19 protein-coding genes and 1 tRNA gene are annotated in these 18,231 nt (G+C 35.9%); 2 read left to right on the top strand and 18 right to left on the bottom strand.

The window, feature by feature from the left end:
• Nucleotides 1–3: 3 nt before the first annotated feature.
• Nucleotides 4–273 carry an extracellular matrix/biofilm regulator RemA gene (remA, locus tag VCHSUH04_RS04645; protein WP_005386753.1) on the bottom strand — a complete coding sequence of 90 codons (270 nt, stop codon included), beginning with the start codon at nucleotides 271–273 and terminating at the stop codon, nucleotides 4–6.
• A 14-nt stretch (nucleotides 274–287) separates the two neighbouring features.
• Entirely contained in the window at nucleotides 288–1,169 is an 882-nt protein-coding gene (locus VCHSUH04_RS04640; protein WP_105085554.1) for a YicC/YloC family endoribonuclease, read from the bottom strand.
• Between the two features lie 127 nt (nucleotides 1,170–1,296).
• On the opposite strand from VCHSUH04_RS04640, the gene VCHSUH04_RS04635 reads away from it, so the two are divergent.
• Nucleotides 1,297–3,012, top strand: a complete 1,716-nt coding sequence (locus VCHSUH04_RS04635; protein WP_105085553.1) for an NFACT family protein — start codon at nucleotides 1,297–1,299, stop codon at nucleotides 3,010–3,012.
• Nucleotides 3,013–3,041: 29 nt separating this feature from the next.
• Here VCHSUH04_RS04635 and VCHSUH04_RS04630 read toward each other — a convergent pair whose 3' ends face one another.
• The 14 genes from VCHSUH04_RS04630 to VCHSUH04_RS04565 form a co-directional block, all read right to left on the bottom strand.
• The gene (locus VCHSUH04_RS04630; protein ID WP_105085552.1) at nucleotides 3,042–4,154 is read right to left on the bottom strand and encodes an IS1249 family transposase; all 1,113 of its coding nucleotides are present in this window, start codon (nucleotides 4,152–4,154) and stop codon (nucleotides 3,042–3,044) included.
• A 245-nt stretch (nucleotides 4,155–4,399) separates the two neighbouring features.
• Nucleotides 4,400–4,867 carry a hypothetical protein gene (locus VCHSUH04_RS04625; RefSeq protein WP_005386756.1) on the bottom strand — a complete coding sequence of 156 codons (468 nt, stop codon included), beginning with the start codon at nucleotides 4,865–4,867 and terminating at the stop codon, nucleotides 4,400–4,402.
• Between the two features lie 11 nt (nucleotides 4,868–4,878).
• Nucleotides 4,879–5,370 (bottom strand): pantetheine-phosphate adenylyltransferase, encoded by a 492-nt coding sequence (coaD, locus tag VCHSUH04_RS04620; RefSeq protein WP_024066177.1) that lies wholly within the window; start codon nucleotides 5,368–5,370, stop codon nucleotides 4,879–4,881.
• 4 nt (nucleotides 5,371–5,374) lie between these two features.
• Nucleotides 5,375–5,926, bottom strand: a complete 552-nt coding sequence (gene rsmD, locus VCHSUH04_RS04615; RefSeq protein WP_105085551.1) for a 16S rRNA (guanine(966)-N(2))-methyltransferase RsmD — start codon at nucleotides 5,924–5,926, stop codon at nucleotides 5,375–5,377.
• A 67-nt stretch (nucleotides 5,927–5,993) separates the two neighbouring features.
• Nucleotides 5,994–6,992 (bottom strand): NAD(P)H-dependent glycerol-3-phosphate dehydrogenase, encoded by a 999-nt coding sequence (locus tag VCHSUH04_RS04610; RefSeq protein WP_105085550.1) that lies wholly within the window; start codon nucleotides 6,990–6,992, stop codon nucleotides 5,994–5,996.
• Between the two features lie 3 nt (nucleotides 6,993–6,995).
• Complete coding sequence (plsY, locus tag VCHSUH04_RS04605) at nucleotides 6,996–7,592, bottom strand: glycerol-3-phosphate 1-O-acyltransferase PlsY (protein ID WP_024066174.1); 597 nt, start codon at nucleotides 7,590–7,592, stop codon at nucleotides 6,996–6,998.
• Nucleotides 7,592–8,926, bottom strand: a complete 1,335-nt coding sequence (gene der / locus VCHSUH04_RS04600; protein ID WP_060924659.1) for a ribosome biogenesis GTPase Der — start codon at nucleotides 8,924–8,926, stop codon at nucleotides 7,592–7,594. Before der ends, plsY begins: the two co-directional genes overlap by 1 nt.
• Nucleotides 8,927–9,039: 113 nt before the next feature.
• Nucleotides 9,040–10,938: a bifunctional 4-hydroxy-3-methylbut-2-enyl diphosphate reductase/30S ribosomal protein S1 gene (locus VCHSUH04_RS04595; protein ID WP_105085549.1), complete on the bottom strand. Its 1,899-nt coding sequence runs from the start codon at nucleotides 10,936–10,938 to the stop codon at nucleotides 9,040–9,042.
• Nucleotides 10,929–11,549 (bottom strand): 1-acyl-sn-glycerol-3-phosphate acyltransferase, encoded by a 621-nt coding sequence (locus VCHSUH04_RS04590; RefSeq protein ID WP_105085548.1) that lies wholly within the window; start codon nucleotides 11,547–11,549, stop codon nucleotides 10,929–10,931. Before VCHSUH04_RS04590 ends, VCHSUH04_RS04595 begins: the two co-directional genes overlap by 10 nt.
• Before the next feature lies 1 nt (nucleotide 11,550).
• Complete coding sequence (gene cmk, locus VCHSUH04_RS04585; RefSeq protein ID WP_105085547.1) at nucleotides 11,551–12,225, bottom strand: (d)CMP kinase; 675 nt, start codon at nucleotides 12,223–12,225, stop codon at nucleotides 11,551–11,553.
• Nucleotides 12,226–12,233: 8 nt separating this feature from the next.
• On the bottom strand, nucleotides 12,234–13,481 hold the full coding sequence (locus VCHSUH04_RS04580; protein WP_105085546.1) for an NAD(P)/FAD-dependent oxidoreductase: 1,248 nt from the start codon (nucleotides 13,479–13,481) through the stop codon (nucleotides 12,234–12,236).
• A complete protein-coding gene (locus tag VCHSUH04_RS04575) occupies nucleotides 13,478–14,206 on the bottom strand; it encodes a pseudouridine synthase (RefSeq protein ID WP_105085545.1) in 729 nt (242 codons plus the stop codon). Before VCHSUH04_RS04575 ends, VCHSUH04_RS04580 begins: the two co-directional genes overlap by 4 nt.
• Nucleotide 14,207: 1 nt before the next feature.
• The gene (gene scpB / locus VCHSUH04_RS04570; RefSeq protein ID WP_105085544.1) at nucleotides 14,208–14,717 is read right to left on the bottom strand and encodes an SMC-Scp complex subunit ScpB; all 510 of its coding nucleotides are present in this window, start codon (nucleotides 14,715–14,717) and stop codon (nucleotides 14,208–14,210) included.
• A gap of 12 nt (nucleotides 14,718–14,729) precedes the next feature.
• Nucleotides 14,730–15,455, bottom strand: coding sequence for a ScpA family protein (locus VCHSUH04_RS04565; protein ID WP_105085543.1), 726 nt, complete (start codon nucleotides 15,453–15,455; stop codon nucleotides 14,730–14,732).
• 166 nt (nucleotides 15,456–15,621) lie between these two features.
• Here VCHSUH04_RS04565 and VCHSUH04_RS04560 point away from each other — a divergent pair, with 166 nt between their 5' ends.
• Nucleotides 15,622–17,454, top strand: a complete 1,833-nt coding sequence (locus tag VCHSUH04_RS04560; protein WP_105085542.1) for a phosphoethanolamine transferase — start codon at nucleotides 15,622–15,624, stop codon at nucleotides 17,452–17,454.
• Between the two features lie 96 nt (nucleotides 17,455–17,550).
• Here the strand turns inward: VCHSUH04_RS04560 and VCHSUH04_RS04555 are convergent, their stop codons facing one another.
• The gene (locus VCHSUH04_RS04555; protein WP_105086000.1) at nucleotides 17,551–18,006 is read right to left on the bottom strand and encodes a DUF523 domain-containing protein; all 456 of its coding nucleotides are present in this window, start codon (nucleotides 18,004–18,006) and stop codon (nucleotides 17,551–17,553) included.
• 133 nt (nucleotides 18,007–18,139) lie between these two features.
• Nucleotides 18,140–18,228, bottom strand: a tRNA-Leu gene (locus tag VCHSUH04_RS04550).
• Nucleotides 18,229–18,231: the final 3 nt, after the last annotated feature.

Raw genomic sequence — 18,231 nt, 5'->3', positions numbered from 1 at the left:
CTCCTATGATTCTACTGTATCTTCGTCTACATCATATTGCACAAGTCGATGTGCTACGGTTTCTGGTTGAATTGCAGATAATACAATTTGACCACTATCCATAACTAATACAGCACGAGTCTTACGACCATATGTAGCATCAATGAGTAGGCCCTTGTCACGCGCATCTTGAACCATACGTTTTATCGGTGCAGATTCGGGACTAATAATAGCCATAACACGGTTAGCAGATACCATATTACCAAAGCCTATATTCAATAACTGAATACTCATTTATGGACCTCCTATTACTCTACATTCTGTACTTGTTCTCTAATTTTCTCTAACTCACATTTTAGCTGAACCACAAACTCTGTAATACTTGAATCCATAGCTTTGGAACCAATTGTATTCACTTCACGATTCATTTCTTGCAAAATAAAATCCACCTTACGACCGATGGAATTCTCATCTACAAGTGTGTTTTTTAATTGTACCACATGTGAGGTAAATCGGACAATCTCTTCCGTAATATCAGTCTTGTCAGCCAATAAAGCAATTTCCTGCAAAAAACGATCTTCACTTATACTCGCCTCTAAAGACACTAAATATTCTTGAATTTTTCCCTTTATATTCTCACGATACGCATCTTCAGCGCCGGACTTATTCTCATCGATACTCTTAATTATATTTTCTAAAGTAGTAATACGAGACAATAAATCTTGTTCAATATGTTTACCTTCTACAGCACGCATTGTTATTAAGGCATCTAGTGCTTGGTTTGTAGATTCTTGTACTATTTCTGAAAGCACATCTTCTGCAATCGGAGTATCTTGTTGTTGTATCCATTCATTAGAAATGGAATTGACCGCTTGTAAAGGCACTTTTTTAGGGTCATCATAAAACTCTTCTTGAACAAGCAATTCTTGTATCTGCTTTCTCAATACACTATTTATTGTAAAAGTTTTAGGTCTTTCCCCTGCATCCTGAATAGAAACAGATACTTCAACTTTACCACGAGTAATCCGATTTTGTACTAATCCACGAATAATACTTTCAAAAGGGTTGATTTGCTTTGGACTACGTATAAATAAATCCAAGAATCGTGCATTTACAGACTTAATTTCTACCGTACAGGTAATGCCATCTTTGGTTGCCGTACCAGAACCAAAACCGGTCATACTTTTCATATGATATCCTCCTTAGCAGTTTTTATTATTGTACCACGAATTATACATTCCGTGTTTAAATACTAAGAATTATATGTGCATTATGTTATACTAAACTATACTTCTAAATAGAATTGAAAGGAGTACTATGAATTTAGACGGACTTACCATGTCTGTTCTCGCTAAAGAATTAAATGAGCGATTACAAACAGGTCAAATACAAAAATTATATCAAATAGATAAAACTACATTACTATTTAAAATTCGTGCACTTAACGAAGATCAAAGCTTGGTCATCACTGTTGGTGCAACCCCTGCAATGTATCTCAGTAAACCTATTCAAGATTTACCAAAGGAACCTAGTTCACTATGTATGTTCCTACGTAAGCATATTGAAGGAAGCCGCATTGTAAAGGTAGAACAAATTAATGGAGACCGGATCATGTGCATCCAATCGGATAAGCTTGAAATGGATGGTTCTATTACGAGCACATTTATTTATGTAGAATTAATGGGCAAGTATTCAAACTGTATTTTTGTGCAAGATGGAGTTATTTTAGAATCTTTAATTCACGTATCTCCTTTAATGAATCGGGAACGTTCTATTAGTCCTAAACTACACTATGAATTACCACCTAATGCTAATCGTGTAAGTTTAATGGATTTTGATTATGATGAAATCAAAAATTTACTTAACTCCTTCGGTGATGGTACTGTACAACAATCTATACGTGCCATCTTTAACGGTTTTGGTAAACCTTTGTTGGATGAAGTATTATTGACTTCAAATCTTAGTGGTAATGAAATCATAAGTGACTTAAGTCTCGCGCAAGTTGATGCCTTAGCTAAGGGATTATATGAGTTAAAAGTTAAGCTCAATGAAAGTAATGGTTTGCTTACTTTAATTAATGATAATAATAAAAAAGCACACGCCACTTTTATCCTACAAAATTATAAAGTCCTTAAAGAATATAGTACAATTTCAGAAGCCTTAGAAGAATCGATTCATAATACAAAATCCATTCACACTGCAGATAAAGAACTAGAAAAGATCTTAACAGCAGCCATAAAAAAAGAAGAAGTTCGTCATCAAAAGATTAAAGATGAATTAGATGACACCAATAAAATGGATACATATAAACTATATGGTGATATCTTAATGATTAATGCTCACTTACAAGTTCAATATGAACCTTCTATCCAATTACCAAATCTTCTTTCTGAAGATGGAGAATTATTAACAATTCCTCTAAAGCCAAATCTTACAATTGTAGAAAACGGTCAATGGTATTATAAGCTCTATACTAAATTAAAAAATCGTAAGGTCAGTGGTGAATATCAACTTAATGCTAGTACTACAAAACTTGAATATCTCAAATCAATTTTATATAGTATTTCATTAGCCACTACCCGTGAAAGCTTAGAAGAAATTCGTAAAGAATGTATGGATGCAGGCATTATCAAAAAATCGAAAAAGCCATTATCATATAAATTAGGTAAATCAAATTACATTCATTTAACCATCGATGAAGGTGAAATATTTATTGGCCGTAACAATCAACAAAATGAATATTTAACTCATCGATTTGCGAAACCAACAGATATTTGGTTCCATACACAAGATATTCAAGGTTCACATCTCATATTAAGACTTAATGTAGAGCCTGATGATATGATTCTATCTAAAGTTGCTCAATACGCAGCCTACTTTAGTAAGGCACGTGAAACCAGCAAAGTACCTGTAGATTATACATACATTAAAAATATCAAAAAGCCACCAGGGTCTCCACTTGGTTTTGTTATTTTTAATACTCACCAAACAATGATCGTAGAACCTAAAAAGCCTGATAATTACAATGAATAAGAGGGTTATAGGACAAAAAGTGTGTGTGACTAATCCCAATAAGTTGGAAAATCTGTAGACATATGTAGCTCATTCCAAACAGGAGCATCACCCCATTGAGGTATTGAGCGATCTATTTGGCAATAATCAGATAACCGTTTGTAGATAGCAGCAATCGATTCATCTGTAGGCATACAATTTAATATATCTGAAATAGAAAGCGGTCTTGGTGAGTGCATATAGCACCACCAATAGACCGCTTTTAGTCTTCTTTCAAGTGAAAGGCCCCTATGAGATCGTAACATACTTCTTAGTTGAGCATTTACTCCACCTTCAATACGATTATTTGTTGTAGGTACTGTAATATCAATACATTCCAAAAATGTAAATAAAGTTTGTTGCCTAATCAGACGCCATAATGATGATTCGGCTTTAAGCAAACGCTCATGTGTAGAGCGTTTGTTTCCGAATTCATCAATCGTCATTTCTCGTAAAAAATCAGAATATGTCATTCGCCACGCTGAAAGTTCATTAATCCATACAAGAGCTTGATCCATTGTTTTCACATTAAATAAATCTTTAGCCAGAGTATAAAGATCCTTTCCTGCTAACGTTTTAGGTCTACTTGTCGTATATCGTCTAACCTGACAAAAAATGTGAAACAAGCATCTTTGGTGACTGCTATGAGGCCAAACTTTACGTAATGCTTTAGGCAAACCATTAGCACCATCAGACACAACAACTTTAGGTTCGGCAATCCGTTCCATTAAACACTGCCAAGCTCTAGCATGCTCATAACGACAGACATACCATCCTAGAACATGAGTATCATTGCAACAAATCAAAACACATAAATTCCTAGCTAAGTAAATTCCATCAAGATATACCACATCATGTACTTCTTCCACTTTTGGTGGCAATGGCCATATGGACCAAAATTTAGCGGTTTTACGCCTGAATGTACGACCTTTACCAGGCATATCAGCTTGAATATTGGTGCTGAATAACCAATTCAAGAATAGGCTTAACTCTTTACTTAAATTATTAATTTTAACGGTAAATGCCACCTTACAATGTTTGCAAAACCAACGCTGAGAACCAGATTTTAAAACACCGTGTTTAATGCATGTTTCATTACAATCAGGACATTTTATTTGTCGCATAAACTCTTCCTCCATATTTGTTTATATATAGGAAGATATAACCTCATTTTAGTCAGTAATTACAAGGGTTAATTGATGTTTTCACCCACACTTTTTGTCCACCCTCAAACTTCTCCAAAAAAAGATTAAACCCTTATAACACTAGTAAATATCTAGTGTTATAAGGGTTTTTACACACACTTTTTGTCCTATAAGCCGAATAAGAAAAGAAGCGAAGGAAATCCTTCGCTTCTTTTCTTATAGTATTATTGGTTTTCTTCTGTACGTTGTTCAGTTTGTTTCAAACTTTCACGATTTTGACGTAAGCTTTCCAATGTTTTTTCTAAATTGTTTTCCACATATTTAAGAACATCGCCAGCATATTGAATGGAGCTGGATTTCAATTCCTCAGAGGATTGGTTAGCTGCATTGATAATTTGATTAGCTTGTTCTTGAGCTTGTTTAACTAGTTCACTTTCAGCAGTTAATTTAGCAATGTAGTCTTTAGCTTGATCAATTAAAGTTTCGGCTTGACGTTGAGCATCAGCTAGTACTTTATCTTTATCGGCTACAATACGACGAGACTCTTCAAGTTCCAATGGTAAAGACTCTTGAATAGAATCAATAATACGCATAATTTCGTCTTCCTCAACCATACGTTTTGTAGTCATAGGAATACGGCTGCTAGATTCAATAAGAACCTCTAAATCTTCTAATAATTTTTCTGTTTTCATACATTTCACCCCTATTTATTATGGACCGTATTAAAGCGTTCTTCAAGTTTTTCCTTAACATCATCCGGAACTAAACCATCTAGCTTACCACCAAATTTTGCAAGTTCACGAATACCTGTGGAGCTGACGAAAGAGTATTTGTTATTTGTCATAATAAATACAGTTTCAATATCATCATCCAAATATTTTGCAAACAACGCACGTTGAAATTCATATTCAAAGTCACTTAAAGCTCGCAATCCTCGAATGATGATAGTCGCATTCTTAGATTTAACATACTGGTTAAGTAGACCACCTGTACAATCAATTTCAACATTAGGAATATGTTTGACAGAATTTTGAATCATCTCAACCCGTTCTTCCATGGTAAATAAGGAATTTTTATTTGGGTTAGAGCTGACAGCAATGATTAATTTATCAACTAATCGACTGCCTCGTTCAAAAATATCAACATGTCCATTTGTTACTGGGTCAAAACTACCCGGACATACACCTATACGCACAGGTTTAGCTCCTTTCAGCTGTGTTTACAAAATAGGAAACCATGGTATAACCAAATTTCTGTTCTTTTATACATTTCCATGATTCAGGCAAGGTAAATGCCTCGTCCTTATGGTGCTCTAGAAGTAAAACACCATCAGGCTTTAATAAATCATAGTCTACAACCATATCTATGGTCTCTTGTATAAATCCATTTTCATATGGTGGATCAGAAAAAATATAATCGAACTGTCGTCCCATTATATAATTTTTTAATTGTGAAAGTTTCCTCGGAATGATTTCTAACCGATCCTCCACATGACAATGTTTGGCATTCTCTAAAATCAATCTTCCTGTTTTAAAGTCTACCGCTACTGCATGTGCTGCACCACGACTTAAGGCTTCAATAGCTACTGCACCTGTACCTGAAAAAATATCTAATACATGAGTACCAAATATACCTCTATTAGATAATACGTTAAACACACTTTCACGTACACGATCAAGTGTAGGTCTAGTATCTACCCCTTTAGGTGCTTTTATAGTATGTCCCTTTGCAGTTCCGCCAATAATTCGCATACAACCCTCACAAGATTATACTCAATAATTATATTATATAAAGCAGTAAATTAAAAGTATCTTTTATTTATGATACTTCAATTTTAATATCTCGTCCCATCAATTCAGCTAAAGCCAAAGCAGGAGATTTTTCTTCATATAAAACTTCATACAATGCCTTAGTTATAGGCATTTCAATTTGATGCTCACAAGCCATTTTATAAATAATGTCAGTAGCAAAGAAGCCTTCTACAACCATATTCGTATGATTAATGATGTAATCCATCGTCTTTCCATCTGCTAATTGTTGGCCAGCTGCTCGATTGCGACCATGGGGACTCATACATGTAGCAATTAAATCACCCATTCCAGCTAGGCCAGCATAGGTCTCTTTTTGTGCCCCTAAGGCTACACCAAAGCGGGTCATCTCATGCAACCCGCGTGTTAAGAGTAATGCTTTACAGTTATCCCCTAACTTTAGACCGTCTACAATACCAGCAGCGAGAGCAATAATATTCTTTGTAGCCCCCGCTAACTCAACACCAGTAATATCTGTATTTGCATAAATTCTAAAGTTTTGACTACATAATGCTTTCTGAAGCATTGTAGCCACATCAAGATCTTCTGTACTTAAAACAGATGCAGCCGGTAAATCTCGTCCGATTTCCTCCGCATGATTTGGACCAGATAAAACAGCGAGATTACATCCAACTGTTCCTAGAACCTCTCTCATAACTGTAGTCAGCAATTTACCAGTAGTACGCTCTACACCTTTTGAACAAAGTATATACGATTGATCTTTATGAGCATATGGTTTAATAGACTCTAAACTAGTACGTACATGTACAGATGGCGTAACCATGAGAATGATATCAGCCCCTTTAATACAGGTAGCAAGATCTGAACTATATACTAATTCATTTGGCAATGTTACGCCAGGTAAATACTCTTTATTCTCTAGATCTTTAGCTAATTGATCTGCAAATTCTGGGCGACGACAATATAAAGTTGTGGTATTTCCAGCTAATACGGATTTAATAGCAAGAGCAGTCCCCCAGCTACCAGAGCCGACAACAACAACATTCATATATTAATCCTTTTTGATACGTTCTACTTTTAACTCATTACCTGCAAGTAAACGTTTGATATTATCCCAATGGCGAACAATGACAAATAAAGCAGCCAAAGCGCCAAAGCCAACGAACCAATACGATTCGCCTGTAAAATACATTAAGATTGGCACCAAAGCGGCAGCTATAATTGATCCTAGTGATACGAGCTTAGTGAAATAGACAATAACGCCCCATACCAAGAAGGCAATCAAAGCAACTAATGGTGACAAAGCAATTAATACACCTAGTCCTGTAGCTACGCCACGACCACCTTTAAAGCCTAAGAATATAGACCAGTTATGGCCCATCATAGCAAGGATACCACCTAAGATCATATACATAGGTCCATAAGAGGATAATAATACTACCCCAGCCGCGCCTTTTAAGGCATCACAGAGAAATACAGGTAATGCAGCTTTAAGACCTATAACGCGATATGTGTTAGTGGCACCTATATTTTTAGAACCATATTGACGGACATCTGTATTAAAGAAGGTTTTACCGATAATTAAACCACTAGGAATTGAACCAATAAGATATGCCAATATAGCATATACGATAACCATAATATCCATTAGTCTTCATCATCCCGTTTCTTACCACGCAACACTAAACGAATTGGTGTTCCTTCAAAGCCAAAGGACTCACGTAATCTATTTTCCAAGAAACGCATATACGAGAAGTGAATTAACTCTGGTTCATTTACAAACAAAATAAAAGTAGGTGGTTTAACACTTGCTTGTGTCATATAGTAAATCTTTGGAATTCTGCCATTACGAGATGGTACCGGATTTACTGTTTGAGCATCTTGCAACAATTGATTTAATGTACCTGTAGATACACGACGATACTGTTGTTCAGAAACAAATTTCAACATATCTGCTAATCGATGAATACGTTGCTTAGTCAATGCAGACGCAAATAGAATCGGCGCAAACTGTAAGAACCCTAATTCATCATAAATATCTTCAGTAAAGCGCAGTGTTGTTTTATCATCTTTTTCAACAAGATCCCATTTGTTTACAACAATAATTACACCCTTGCCTGCTTCATAGGCATAACCAGCAATTTTCTTATCTTGTTCTGTAACACCATCTTGAGCATCAAGCACAAGAACAACAATATCAGAACGGTCTACAGAGCGTAAAGAACGCACAATACTATATCGTTCAACAGCTTCTTCGATTTTAGATTTACGTCGCATGCCTGCAGTATCGATAAGGACAAATTTTTGATCTCCATGGGTCCAATATGTATCGATGGAATCACGTGTTGTCCCTGCTACATCAGATACGATTACACGGTCTTGCCCTAATAATGCATTAGTCAAAGAAGATTTACCTACATTAGGACGGCCAATAACCGCTACATGAATAGTATCTTCATCATCAACATTTGTACCAACTGGAGGGAAATGTTTAACTGTATCGTCTAGCAAGTCACCTAAATTCATTAAATTCTTAGCAGAAATACCAATTGGATCACCTAAGCCAAGATTATAGAATTCATAAATATTAGGTTCTTGATTAACACTGTCAATTTTATTTACAACTAAAACTACAGGTTTGCCACTAGCACGTAAGATATTTGCAACTTCTTCATCGGCAGGAACAATACCTTGTTTACCATCAACAACAAATAATATTACGTCTGCTTCTTCAATTGCTAATTCAGCTTGTAAACGCATCATTTTAGGAATAACATGACTATTATCTGTTATGAATTCGATACCACCTGTATCTATCATTGTAAATTCACGATTTAACCACTCTGCGTCAAAGTAAATACGATCCCGTGTTACACCAGGAATATCTTCAACAATAGAGATTCGTTTATTAACAATGGCATTAAAAAGTGTAGATTTCCCTACATTTGGACGACCTACAACAGCCACTAATGGTTTTGCCATGGTTTCACCTCATTATCTAATCTAATACATTACTATATTTTATCATATTCTATGTAAGGTACGCAAAAAGGCTAACCAAGGAAACCTTGGTTAGCCTTATATTAGACAATGAATTATTCAGCGTCTTCTGCAGTTTCTTTTGCTTCCATCAATTCAGTTAAAGCCAAACCCAATTTCTTTTCGTCTTTGTTAAGAGAAATGATTTTAACTTCTACTTCTTGACCGCGGTTTAAGTAGTCTTCAACTTTCGCATTACGTTGTTTTGTAATTTGAGAAATGTGAAGTAAACCTTGAATGTCGTCGTTAACAGCTACGAATGCACCGTAAGCTACCAAACGAACAACTTTGCCGTTAATAACATCGCCAACATGCAATGTTTCTTCAGCTACGTCCCATGGGCTCTTAGTTAAAGCTTTTAAGGACAAGGATAATTTGTTGCTTTCAGCGTCGAAGGATTGTAATTTAACTTCGATTTCTTGACCAACGGAAAGAACATCTTCCACTTTTTTGATTTTTTGCCAAGAAATGTCGGAAATGTGAAGTAAACCTTCAATACCACCGATATCTACGAAAGCACCATAAGGCATGATTTTACGAACAATACCTTTATAGTTGTCGCCAACGTTGATGTTTTTCAATGCTTCAGCTAATTTAGCTTGACGTTCTACTTCCAATACTGCACGACGGGAAAGAACCAAACGGTTTTTCTTTTCGTCGATTTCAAGTACTTTAGCTTCGAATTCTGTACCAACCAAGTTGTCCAAGGATTTTACGAAATGAACATCACCTTGGGACAATGGAATGAAACCACGAAGGGATTTAACTGTTACTACCAAACCTGCTGGGATAGCATCAATACCTTTACATACGATAGCTTCATCTTTTTCTTGTGCTTCGATAACATATTGCCAATCTTCATCTTTAGCCAAGCGAGTCATGGAAAGATAAATAGGATTATCTTCTTTGATGTGGTTCATGATAACTGCTTTAATTTCATCACCATTTTTCAACACATCTTTGGCAGATTCTGGTGCTGGATAAGAAATTTCAGTTCTGTTCAAAATGGCTTCAGTTTTGTAGCCAAAAGATACATAAGCGCGTTCATCTTCAACTTGAACTACTGTACCTTCTACAACGTTCCCTTTCTTAAATTCTTCTTGACCTTCTGCTGCTAATAATTCTGCAAAATCTTTCATTGTCTCAATGACCTCCTTAATAATCCAGTCGGGAGTCGATGCTCCTGCTGTAACTCCTACCGTCTGTACTCGGTTAAACCATTCCAGTTGTAATTCAGTAGAAGTTTCAATGTGATAAGTTGTACATCCAACGTCACGACAAACCTCTGCCAATCGGTTTGTGTTGCCGCTATTCTTACCGCCTATCACTATCATAAGATCTACATTACGTGCTAAGTCAACGGCAGAGTTCTGTCGTTCTTGCGTTGCATTGCATATCGTTTTGAAAACCTTAAGATTCTTAGATTTTTTCTCTAATATCTCTATTATACTGTTAAATTTGAATTGTGAAAAGGTTGTTTGTACAACAACACCCATTTTTTCCACAATTTGTAGTTTTTGGGCGGATTCTTCATCTTCGATGATTATTCCTTTGTTATTTGCCCATAAATTGATACTTTTTACCTCAGGATGGTTTTTTTCGCCCAAAATCACCAAAGTCATTCCATCTTCTATGACAGACTTAGCATCTTGTTGCGCTTTTTTTACATGAGGACATGTAGCATCTAAAATATGTAATCCCTTTTCTTCAGCTTCTGCATAAATAGCAGGGCCTACACCATGAGATCGAATAATCATTGTCCCTTCGTCAATATCTGCTACCTCTTGAATAGGACTTACACCTTTACTTTCAAGGCGACCTACAACTTGAGGATTATGAATGATAGGACCTAATGTATAACTTTTACCCTTACCATCAGCAGCTTCATTAGCCATTTCAACGGCTCGCTTAACACCATAACAAAAGCCATGGTTTTCAGCCAAAATTATTTCCATAAAGTCTCCTCTATACGATTTTCATGATACGAATCTATCATGCGTTGAATTTCACCTTTAACACGATCATTAACCTCTTTGATTGCTTCAGGTGTTGGTTTAGCTTTATTAACAGGAACTTGTTTACCAATAATACAAGCTACTTGATTTTTCTTCATATTATGGGATCCAATAATAGCAACTGGTGTTATACCAATGCCTGTACGCAATGCAATTGATGCTGCGCCATCATGAAATCTTCCAAGCTTACCGCTCTTTTGGCGGTTTCCTTCAGCAAATATCCCCAGTACCTTATTATCTTTCAATAATCCTAAGGCATGACGTATAGCTACCTTATCGATAGCACCGCGATTTAGTGGAAACGCACCAAGCCACGTACAGAAAAATCGAGAAATGGGATTCACAAATAATTCCTGTTTCGCCATGAAATGTACATGTCTAGGTAATGCATAGCCACAGATAGGTGGATCATTGTTACTCAAATGATTTGGTACAACAATAACGGGACCTTCCATAGGAAAATTATCACGCCCATATACCTTTAGTCCATAGCCGACTTTATAGCGCAACCAAAAGGCCGTACGCCAAAGCCATGTAGAAAATTTATTCATCTTAGATTCGCTCCTGTACTAGATGTAATATATGTTCCACTGTTTCATCAAACGTCATGTTACTAGAATCCACAACAATAGCATCCTCAACGCACACCAGTGGAGATTCATCGCGATTTTTATCCATTTCATCGCGACTTTCCACATTTTTTTTGATGTCTTCTAATGATTGTTCATTAGAAGTACCTTGAACTTCAAGCCATCTACGTTTTGCTCGTGCATCTGCAGATGCTGTTAAATATATTTTCAACTCAGCCTTTGGTAGTACAACAGAACCTATATCGCGACCATCTAAAATAACACCACCAACAGCAGCCATAGCTTGTTGGCGTTCAACTAAGTATTCACGAACACCTTTATAAGAGGCAATAGTTGATACATTCTCATTGATTTGTTGTTGTCGAATTAAATCTGTCACGTCTTGACCTTTTACAAATACTTTACAAGCATTTGCAGTAGGCTCTAATGTTAAATCTAATGAAGGGAGCAATGATTCTACATCTTTTTGATTTTTCACATTAACATGGCTATCGAGAACCGCCCATGTTACACCTCGATACATAGCGCCTGTATCGATATATAAATAACCCAATTCATTGGCCACTACTTTTGAAATACTACTTTTACCAGCCCCTGCAGGACCATCAATAGCAATGGCAATTTTTTTAGTATTCATAATAACCTCTATTCTTCATCACCATGTACAGCATGCATAGCCGCCACATAACCAGTAGAAAAAGCGGCTTGTAAATTATAGCCGCCCGTGAAGGCATCAATATCCAGAACCTCACCAGCACCATATAAGCCTTTCACCAATTTAGATTCCATGGTTTTGGGACTAAACTCTTTTAACGAAATACCACCGGCTGTAACAATTGCTTCTGCTACAGGGCGTAACTCCTTTACAGCTAATGTCATATGTTGTAATACATGACATAAACGCATACGTTCTTCTTTTGTAATTTGATTAATTGGTTTGCTTGGATCTAATTCAGCAAGCTTAATAACAATAGGAATGAGATTTACCGGCAATAAATCTTTCATACCATTAGCTAATTGTTTTTTTGAATATAAATCAAAATCCTTCTGTAAGCGTTTGTCTAAAACTTCTGCAGTTAATGCAGGCTTCAGATTTATTTCAATAGTGATTTGTGGATTTTTCTTACGCAACAATTTGCCTACTGTATGACTTAAAGACAAAATCGTAGGACCCGTAAGGCCGAAATGAGTGAACATCATTTCCCCAAATTGTTTTGCTTGTACCTTATTTTTAGAAATAACGGATACCTCAACATTACGAAGACTAAGCCCCATAATATCTTTTACCCAAGATTCCTCTGTTACAATTGGTACCAATGATGGTCTTATATCTGTAATAGTATGACCAACTTTTTTAGCTAAAGCATATCCATCACCAGTAGAACCAGTTAACGGATAAGAGGCACCACCTGTACAGATGATAGCAGCATCACAAGCATATTGTTCCTTATCTGTTGCAACTCCTACAACACGACCATCCTCAACAGTAATAGATGTAACAGGTTCATTTAAATGAACTTGTACTTTATACTTTTTAAGGATTTTCATGAATATATTGCGTACTTCTAAAGCAGAATCAGATTCTGGGAATACACGTCCTCCTCGTTCAACTTTAGTTTTTAAGCCCCAACTATGTAATAATTCAAGCAAGTCTTCATTACTAAAGCGTTCATAAGCGCCATATAGGAACTTACCATTACCAGGCGTATTTTTAATGAACTCGGTCATATCTGCACTATTTGTAATATTACAGCGGCCTTTACCTGTAATTCCCATCTTCTTACCAACCATATTCATTTTTTCTAGTAAGATGACACGTGCCCCTTCACGACCAGCTATAACAGCTGCCATAAGACCTGCTGCACCACCGCCAATGACTACAATTTGTTTCATTCCTTACCTGCTCCTAACGCTTTTAGGGCTTTTACTTCACGAATTGTAAGCTGACGAGAACCACCACGTTTAACACCACCTAAGGTAAGCCCAGCATAGGCAATTCGTTTTAAGTTATGAATACGGTACCCAAAGTGTTCAAACATACGACGAACTTGTCGATTACGACCTTCATGGATTGTAATTTCTACTTCATGAACACCATTATGATCATCAAAACCGAGATCTACAATTGTTGCAGGAGCTGTTATACCATCTTCCAGTTCAACACCATTGGCAATAACCTGTAAATCTTCATCACGAACACGGCCCTTAATACGCACTTCATATGTTTTTTCTACGCCCTTAGACGGATGAGTTAAGTTTTGCGCCAACTCACCATCATTTGTCAACAACAATAACCCTTCTGTATATAAGTCAAGGCGACCTATTGGATAGATTCGTTTTGATTCATTTTTAATATAATCTAAAACAGTTTCACGACCTTGAGGATCAGACACAGATGTTATAACCCCTTTTGGTTTATTTAACAAGTAGTAAACTGGTTTCTCTTGGGCTAATAATTGACCATTAACCTTAACTTTATCCTTTTGAGGATCAATTTTCACACCTAATTCAGTGATTCTACGACCATTAACCTGAACTTTTCCTTCTGTAATCAATTCTTCTGCCTTGCGTCGTGATGCTACACCACAACTAGCAATAAATTTTTGTAATCGTTCCATATTATCCTTCTGTTTCTGAAACTTCTTGATGTAAAGCTTCAATAGATTCTACGCCAGCACTCCTTAAAAACTCGTCAGTTGTTCCGTAAAGAATAGGTCTTCCTACAGTATCTTTATGACCTAGTTCCGCAATAAGAGATCGAGTGAGTAATTGTTTAATAATCTTATCACTATTTACACCGCGGATTTCTTCAATTTCAGCTTTAGTTATAGGTTGTTTATAGGCTATGACAGCTAATGTTTCCATCGCTGCATTAGATAATTTATCTTCTCTCTTACGGATATGACCTACATAGTCAGCACTTTCCATGGCACTAACTAACTCAATACCTGCTCCAGATACTCTTAAACGGATGCCGCGATTTTGCTCTTCTAGTTCCCGTTGTAATGTATCTATATAATCTTGTACTTCCTCTTTTGAAAGTTCAAATACTTCTTCAAGCATTTCTATTGATATAGGTTTTGCCGCTGAGAACAACACGGCCTCTAAATGCATTGTTGGTAAGCTCATATAGCCCCCTTTCTATACGGTACCTTCTAAGGCTGCAGTGAATATAATATCATCCTCTTCATAGCGCATCTCCATAACTTGTTGCTTCAATAATTCTAAAACAGCCATAAAGATTGTTACCATACCACTTTTTGTTTCAATTGCTATTAATAACTCCCTAAAATATAAACTTTCACCACGTCGTACTCGACTAGATAAAGACAAAATCATATCCTCTAAACTATAACTGTCTTTTTCAACCTTAACCTCGCGAATAGGCTCTTCTTCAGGTAATTCCTTAGCGCGTTTTATGGTCTGATAAAAAATCTCATATAATCGGGAAAGTTCTAAATTATATACATTATCTAACCCAAGTACGCTTGTTTCTTCAGGTCTACTAAATATATTGGCGGATACAGCCGTACGTTCCATCAGTATAGCTGTAAAATCTTTGATTTTTTTAAACTCTACTAATTTAGCTACCAATTCATCACGTGGATCTTCAGCATCCTCTGGCTCAGGTTCAGCTTTAGGTAATAGCATACGCGATTTAATCTGTAACAAAGTAGAAGCCATTACAAGAAACTCACTACTATAATGAATATCAAAGTGATTCCAATTATCTAAATATTCCAAGTATTGACTCGTAATTTCAACGATAGGAATATCGGTGATTTCTATTTTATGTTTTTCAATAAGATGTAAAAGCAAGTCCAAAGGACCTTCAAAGACATCCAACTTATAATTATAATCTCCCATAAACCCCAATCCTTAGAAAATATACTTAACCATATAATTATAAAGCATTTATAGTAGTACTTTCAAATAATTGTTTTTTTTACAGTCATCTGCTATCTTTATTATAGTAATTATTATATATTATAGAAAAAAATTTATTGTGTATTCCTTCAAGAGGGGATTTATTATGTCATCTAGTTTAAAGCAAATTGGGAGAAACCCCATCTTTCGCTTTGGTATCATTGGTATTGCTTTATATATAGCTCTATTTTTCATCTATGAACCTATTACACTAGGTCTAGATGTTGAAGATATAACGATTTTAGCAGTACCAACAATTGTAGGTACTTTTTTATTTCAATATTTTATGGGATGTACCGTTTTTCATAGACCATTTTTAGGATATGGCTTAGTCGGTATTCTTTGGGCCCTTACATTCCCACTTCTCTTCCACTGGTCCTATGTAAAACCTTTATATTTTTATGAATTTGCTAATGACTTTTTATTTGGCTTATTAATCTTTATGGGTTTATCGGGGATTCAATTTTTACTGAACCAAACGAATCGTCTCCATAAAACTACATCATTAATCATGGCAATTATTACCATGATATTGAGCCTTATCCCATTCTTACAAATAGGATACTATCTAACTACATGGCATTGTTTAACGCCAGCTAGTTTACTAGCAGTATACATGACAAATCCTGAAGAAGCATTTGGTTTCTTAAAAAATGCTGCTGGTATTCCTGGTCTTATCGCTGTCGGTATTGGCCTTGTAATATGGACCTATCTACTCTACTGGTCTAATCTAGGAATGAAAGCAGTAGTAAACTTAAATACTACACGACCTATGCGCTCCACATTGCTCATTGTATCCATAGTAGCATTCTTAGTATACGTACCATTCTTCTTATTCCCGAAAACATGTATTGTAGCAAACTGGATTGCAGCTGGCGACTATGTAAAACAAATGCAACAATATAATGATAACCATCATTTAGTATTCGATTCCTTCAATTTGGATACAAAGGAAACCTCTGCGAATAAAACACCAGGAACTATCATATTAGTTATCGGTGAATCTAGTTCTCGTGATTATATGAAGGTATATAATCCGAACTTCCCTTATGATGATACCCCATGGCAAGGAAAAATGCGTGCAGACAATAAAGATTTTGTATTCTTTGACAACGCCTATTCCTCTTATGTACAGACAGTACCAACTTTAGAGCGTGCTCTATCTGAACGAAATCAATATGACGATAAACCGTTCCTTGATTCTGCGAATATTTTAGATGTTGCTAAAAAAGCAGGATATACTACTTCTTGGTTTAGTAACCAAGGTGTATTTGGCGAATATGATACAGCTATTTCACTAATGGCAAAAACAGCAGATACCACTAAATGGTCACATGAATCCTATGCTTTCTCTGATCGCTATGATGAATCACTCTTACCTTTATTACAGTCTGTTGATCCAAGTAAAAATAACTTTATCGTTATTCATATTATGGGTAGTCATATTTATTACAATGACCGTTACCCTCATGAATTTAGTAAATGGAAACAAGGTCCGTATCCTGACGGCCAAGAAGCATATGCCAATAGTCAGTTATATACAGACTGGTTATTACAACAAATTTACACCTATGGTAAAGATAAATTGAATTTACAAGCTATGGTATACTTCTCCGATCACGGTGAAAGCTTAGATAAGTCTCACAATCCAGATACATTCGACTTTGTTATGACACATATTCCATTCTGGATATATTTATCCCCTCACTATCGTGCTGAGTATCCTCAAACAGCAGAAGAACTCTCTAAACACGAACATCAATACTTTACAAATGATTTACTATATGACACATTGATTGGTCTTATGCACGCACCTAATCAACGGTATGATGTAACAAGAGACTTTAGTAATGGTAAGTATAGATTCAATTTACATAACCTAACTACTTTACTAGGGGAACAACCATTAACTAATGATCCTGTAAACGCAGGAAAATAAACTTTTAACATTTCTAGTAATATAAAAGTATTTTTATTATGTTAGTATAATGTAATTCAGGTTTCACTAACACGAAAAAAGAGATGAGTTAAAAACTCATCTCTTTTTTTGTTCCATTAATAAGTCAATTTCTTCTTCCGTATAAACCTCAATATTATTCATTAATAAGGCCTCTACAGTACATCCGTGCCCCTCTCTCAGTGTTTTACTAAAGGTACCATCATAAATGCGCTTATAACCGCAACTAGGACTTTTTGCTTTCATTAGAGCCTGCTTACATCCCTGTTGAATTGCTATATGCAATGCAATTTGAGCTCCTTTATGGAATTCTGTGGTTACATCAGTTCCATTAGCTGTACATACACGTTTACCTTGTCGTTCCGCAGGATCTCGAGGTATGGTAAGCCCACCTAATACTTCTGGACATACGGTTACTAAATCAAAAGTATCCTTTAACAGTGGTAACTGTTCTATAAGATTGTCTTTCCCATCATAACGACAGGATACGCCACATAAACATTCACTAATTAATAATTTTGCTTTATTATTCATAACATTATTAAACATAGAGAATCGTATTTGAAATAGATCATCTAATAACAAACGCACTCTCATATTTTTAAATTATACACATTTAAAATTTAGATTTACATAAGAAAAAAGACTAACCGAAGTTAGTCTTAATTGGTGCCGAGGACCGGAATCGAACCGGTACGGTTGTTTCCAACCGACGGATTTTAAGTCCGTTGCGTCTGCCTGTTCCGCCACCCCGGCATG

Source organism: Veillonella sp. T14073-2 (assembly GCF_002959875.1).
In the GTDB taxonomy this organism is placed as follows: domain Bacteria; phylum Bacillota; class Negativicutes; order Veillonellales; family Veillonellaceae; genus Veillonella; species Veillonella infantium.
The sequence above is the reverse complement of the archived record's forward strand: the minus strand, read 5'-3'. Positions and strand labels throughout refer to the sequence as shown.

Excerpts from the sequence above, each read along its gene's own strand:
- remA (WP_005386753.1), bottom strand. The coding sequence starts at position 273 with ATGAGTATTCAGTTATTGAATATAGGCTTTGGTAATATGGTATCTGCT.
- VCHSUH04_RS04610 (WP_105085550.1), bottom strand. The coding sequence starts at position 6,992 with ATGAATGTTGTTGTTGTCGGCTCTGGTAGCTGGGGGACTGCTCTTGCT.
- VCHSUH04_RS04640 (WP_105085554.1), bottom strand. The coding sequence starts at position 1,169 with ATGAAAAGTATGACCGGTTTTGGTTCTGGTACGGCAACCAAAGATGGC.
- VCHSUH04_RS04625 (WP_005386756.1), bottom strand. The coding sequence starts at position 4,867 with ATGAAAACAGAAAAATTATTAGAAGATTTAGAGGTTCTTATTGAATCT.
- cmk (WP_105085547.1), bottom strand. The coding sequence starts at position 12,225 with ATGAATACTAAAAAAATTGCCATTGCTATTGATGGTCCTGCAGGGGCT.
- scpB (WP_105085544.1), bottom strand. The coding sequence starts at position 14,717 with ATGAGCTTACCAACAATGCATTTAGAGGCCGTGTTGTTCTCAGCGGCA.
- plsY (WP_024066174.1), bottom strand. The coding sequence starts at position 7,592 with ATGGATATTATGGTTATCGTATATGCTATATTGGCATATCTTATTGGT.
- der (WP_060924659.1), bottom strand. The coding sequence starts at position 8,926 with ATGGCAAAACCATTAGTGGCTGTTGTAGGTCGTCCAAATGTAGGGAAA.
- VCHSUH04_RS04555 (WP_105086000.1), bottom strand. The coding sequence starts at position 18,006 with ATGAATAATAAAGCAAAATTATTAATTAGTGAATGTTTATGTGGCGTA.
- VCHSUH04_RS04590 (WP_105085548.1), bottom strand. The coding sequence starts at position 11,549 with ATGAATAAATTTTCTACATGGCTTTGGCGTACGGCCTTTTGGTTGCGC.
- VCHSUH04_RS04560 (WP_105085542.1), top strand. The coding sequence starts at position 15,622 with ATGTCATCTAGTTTAAAGCAAATTGGGAGAAACCCCATCTTTCGCTTT.
- VCHSUH04_RS04565 (WP_105085543.1), bottom strand. The coding sequence starts at position 15,455 with ATGGGAGATTATAATTATAAGTTGGATGTCTTTGAAGGTCCTTTGGAC.
- VCHSUH04_RS04595 (WP_105085549.1), bottom strand. The coding sequence starts at position 10,938 with ATGGAAATAATTTTGGCTGAAAACCATGGCTTTTGTTATGGTGTTAAG.
- VCHSUH04_RS04630 (WP_105085552.1), bottom strand. The coding sequence starts at position 4,154 with ATGCGACAAATAAAATGTCCTGATTGTAATGAAACATGCATTAAACAC.
- VCHSUH04_RS04575 (WP_105085545.1), bottom strand. The coding sequence starts at position 14,206 with ATGGAACGATTACAAAAATTTATTGCTAGTTGTGGTGTAGCATCACGA.
- VCHSUH04_RS04580 (WP_105085546.1), bottom strand. The coding sequence starts at position 13,481 with ATGAAACAAATTGTAGTCATTGGCGGTGGTGCAGCAGGTCTTATGGCA.
- VCHSUH04_RS04635 (WP_105085553.1), top strand. The coding sequence starts at position 1,297 with ATGAATTTAGACGGACTTACCATGTCTGTTCTCGCTAAAGAATTAAAT.
- rsmD (WP_105085551.1), bottom strand. The coding sequence starts at position 5,926 with ATGCGAATTATTGGCGGAACTGCAAAGGGACATACTATAAAAGCACCT.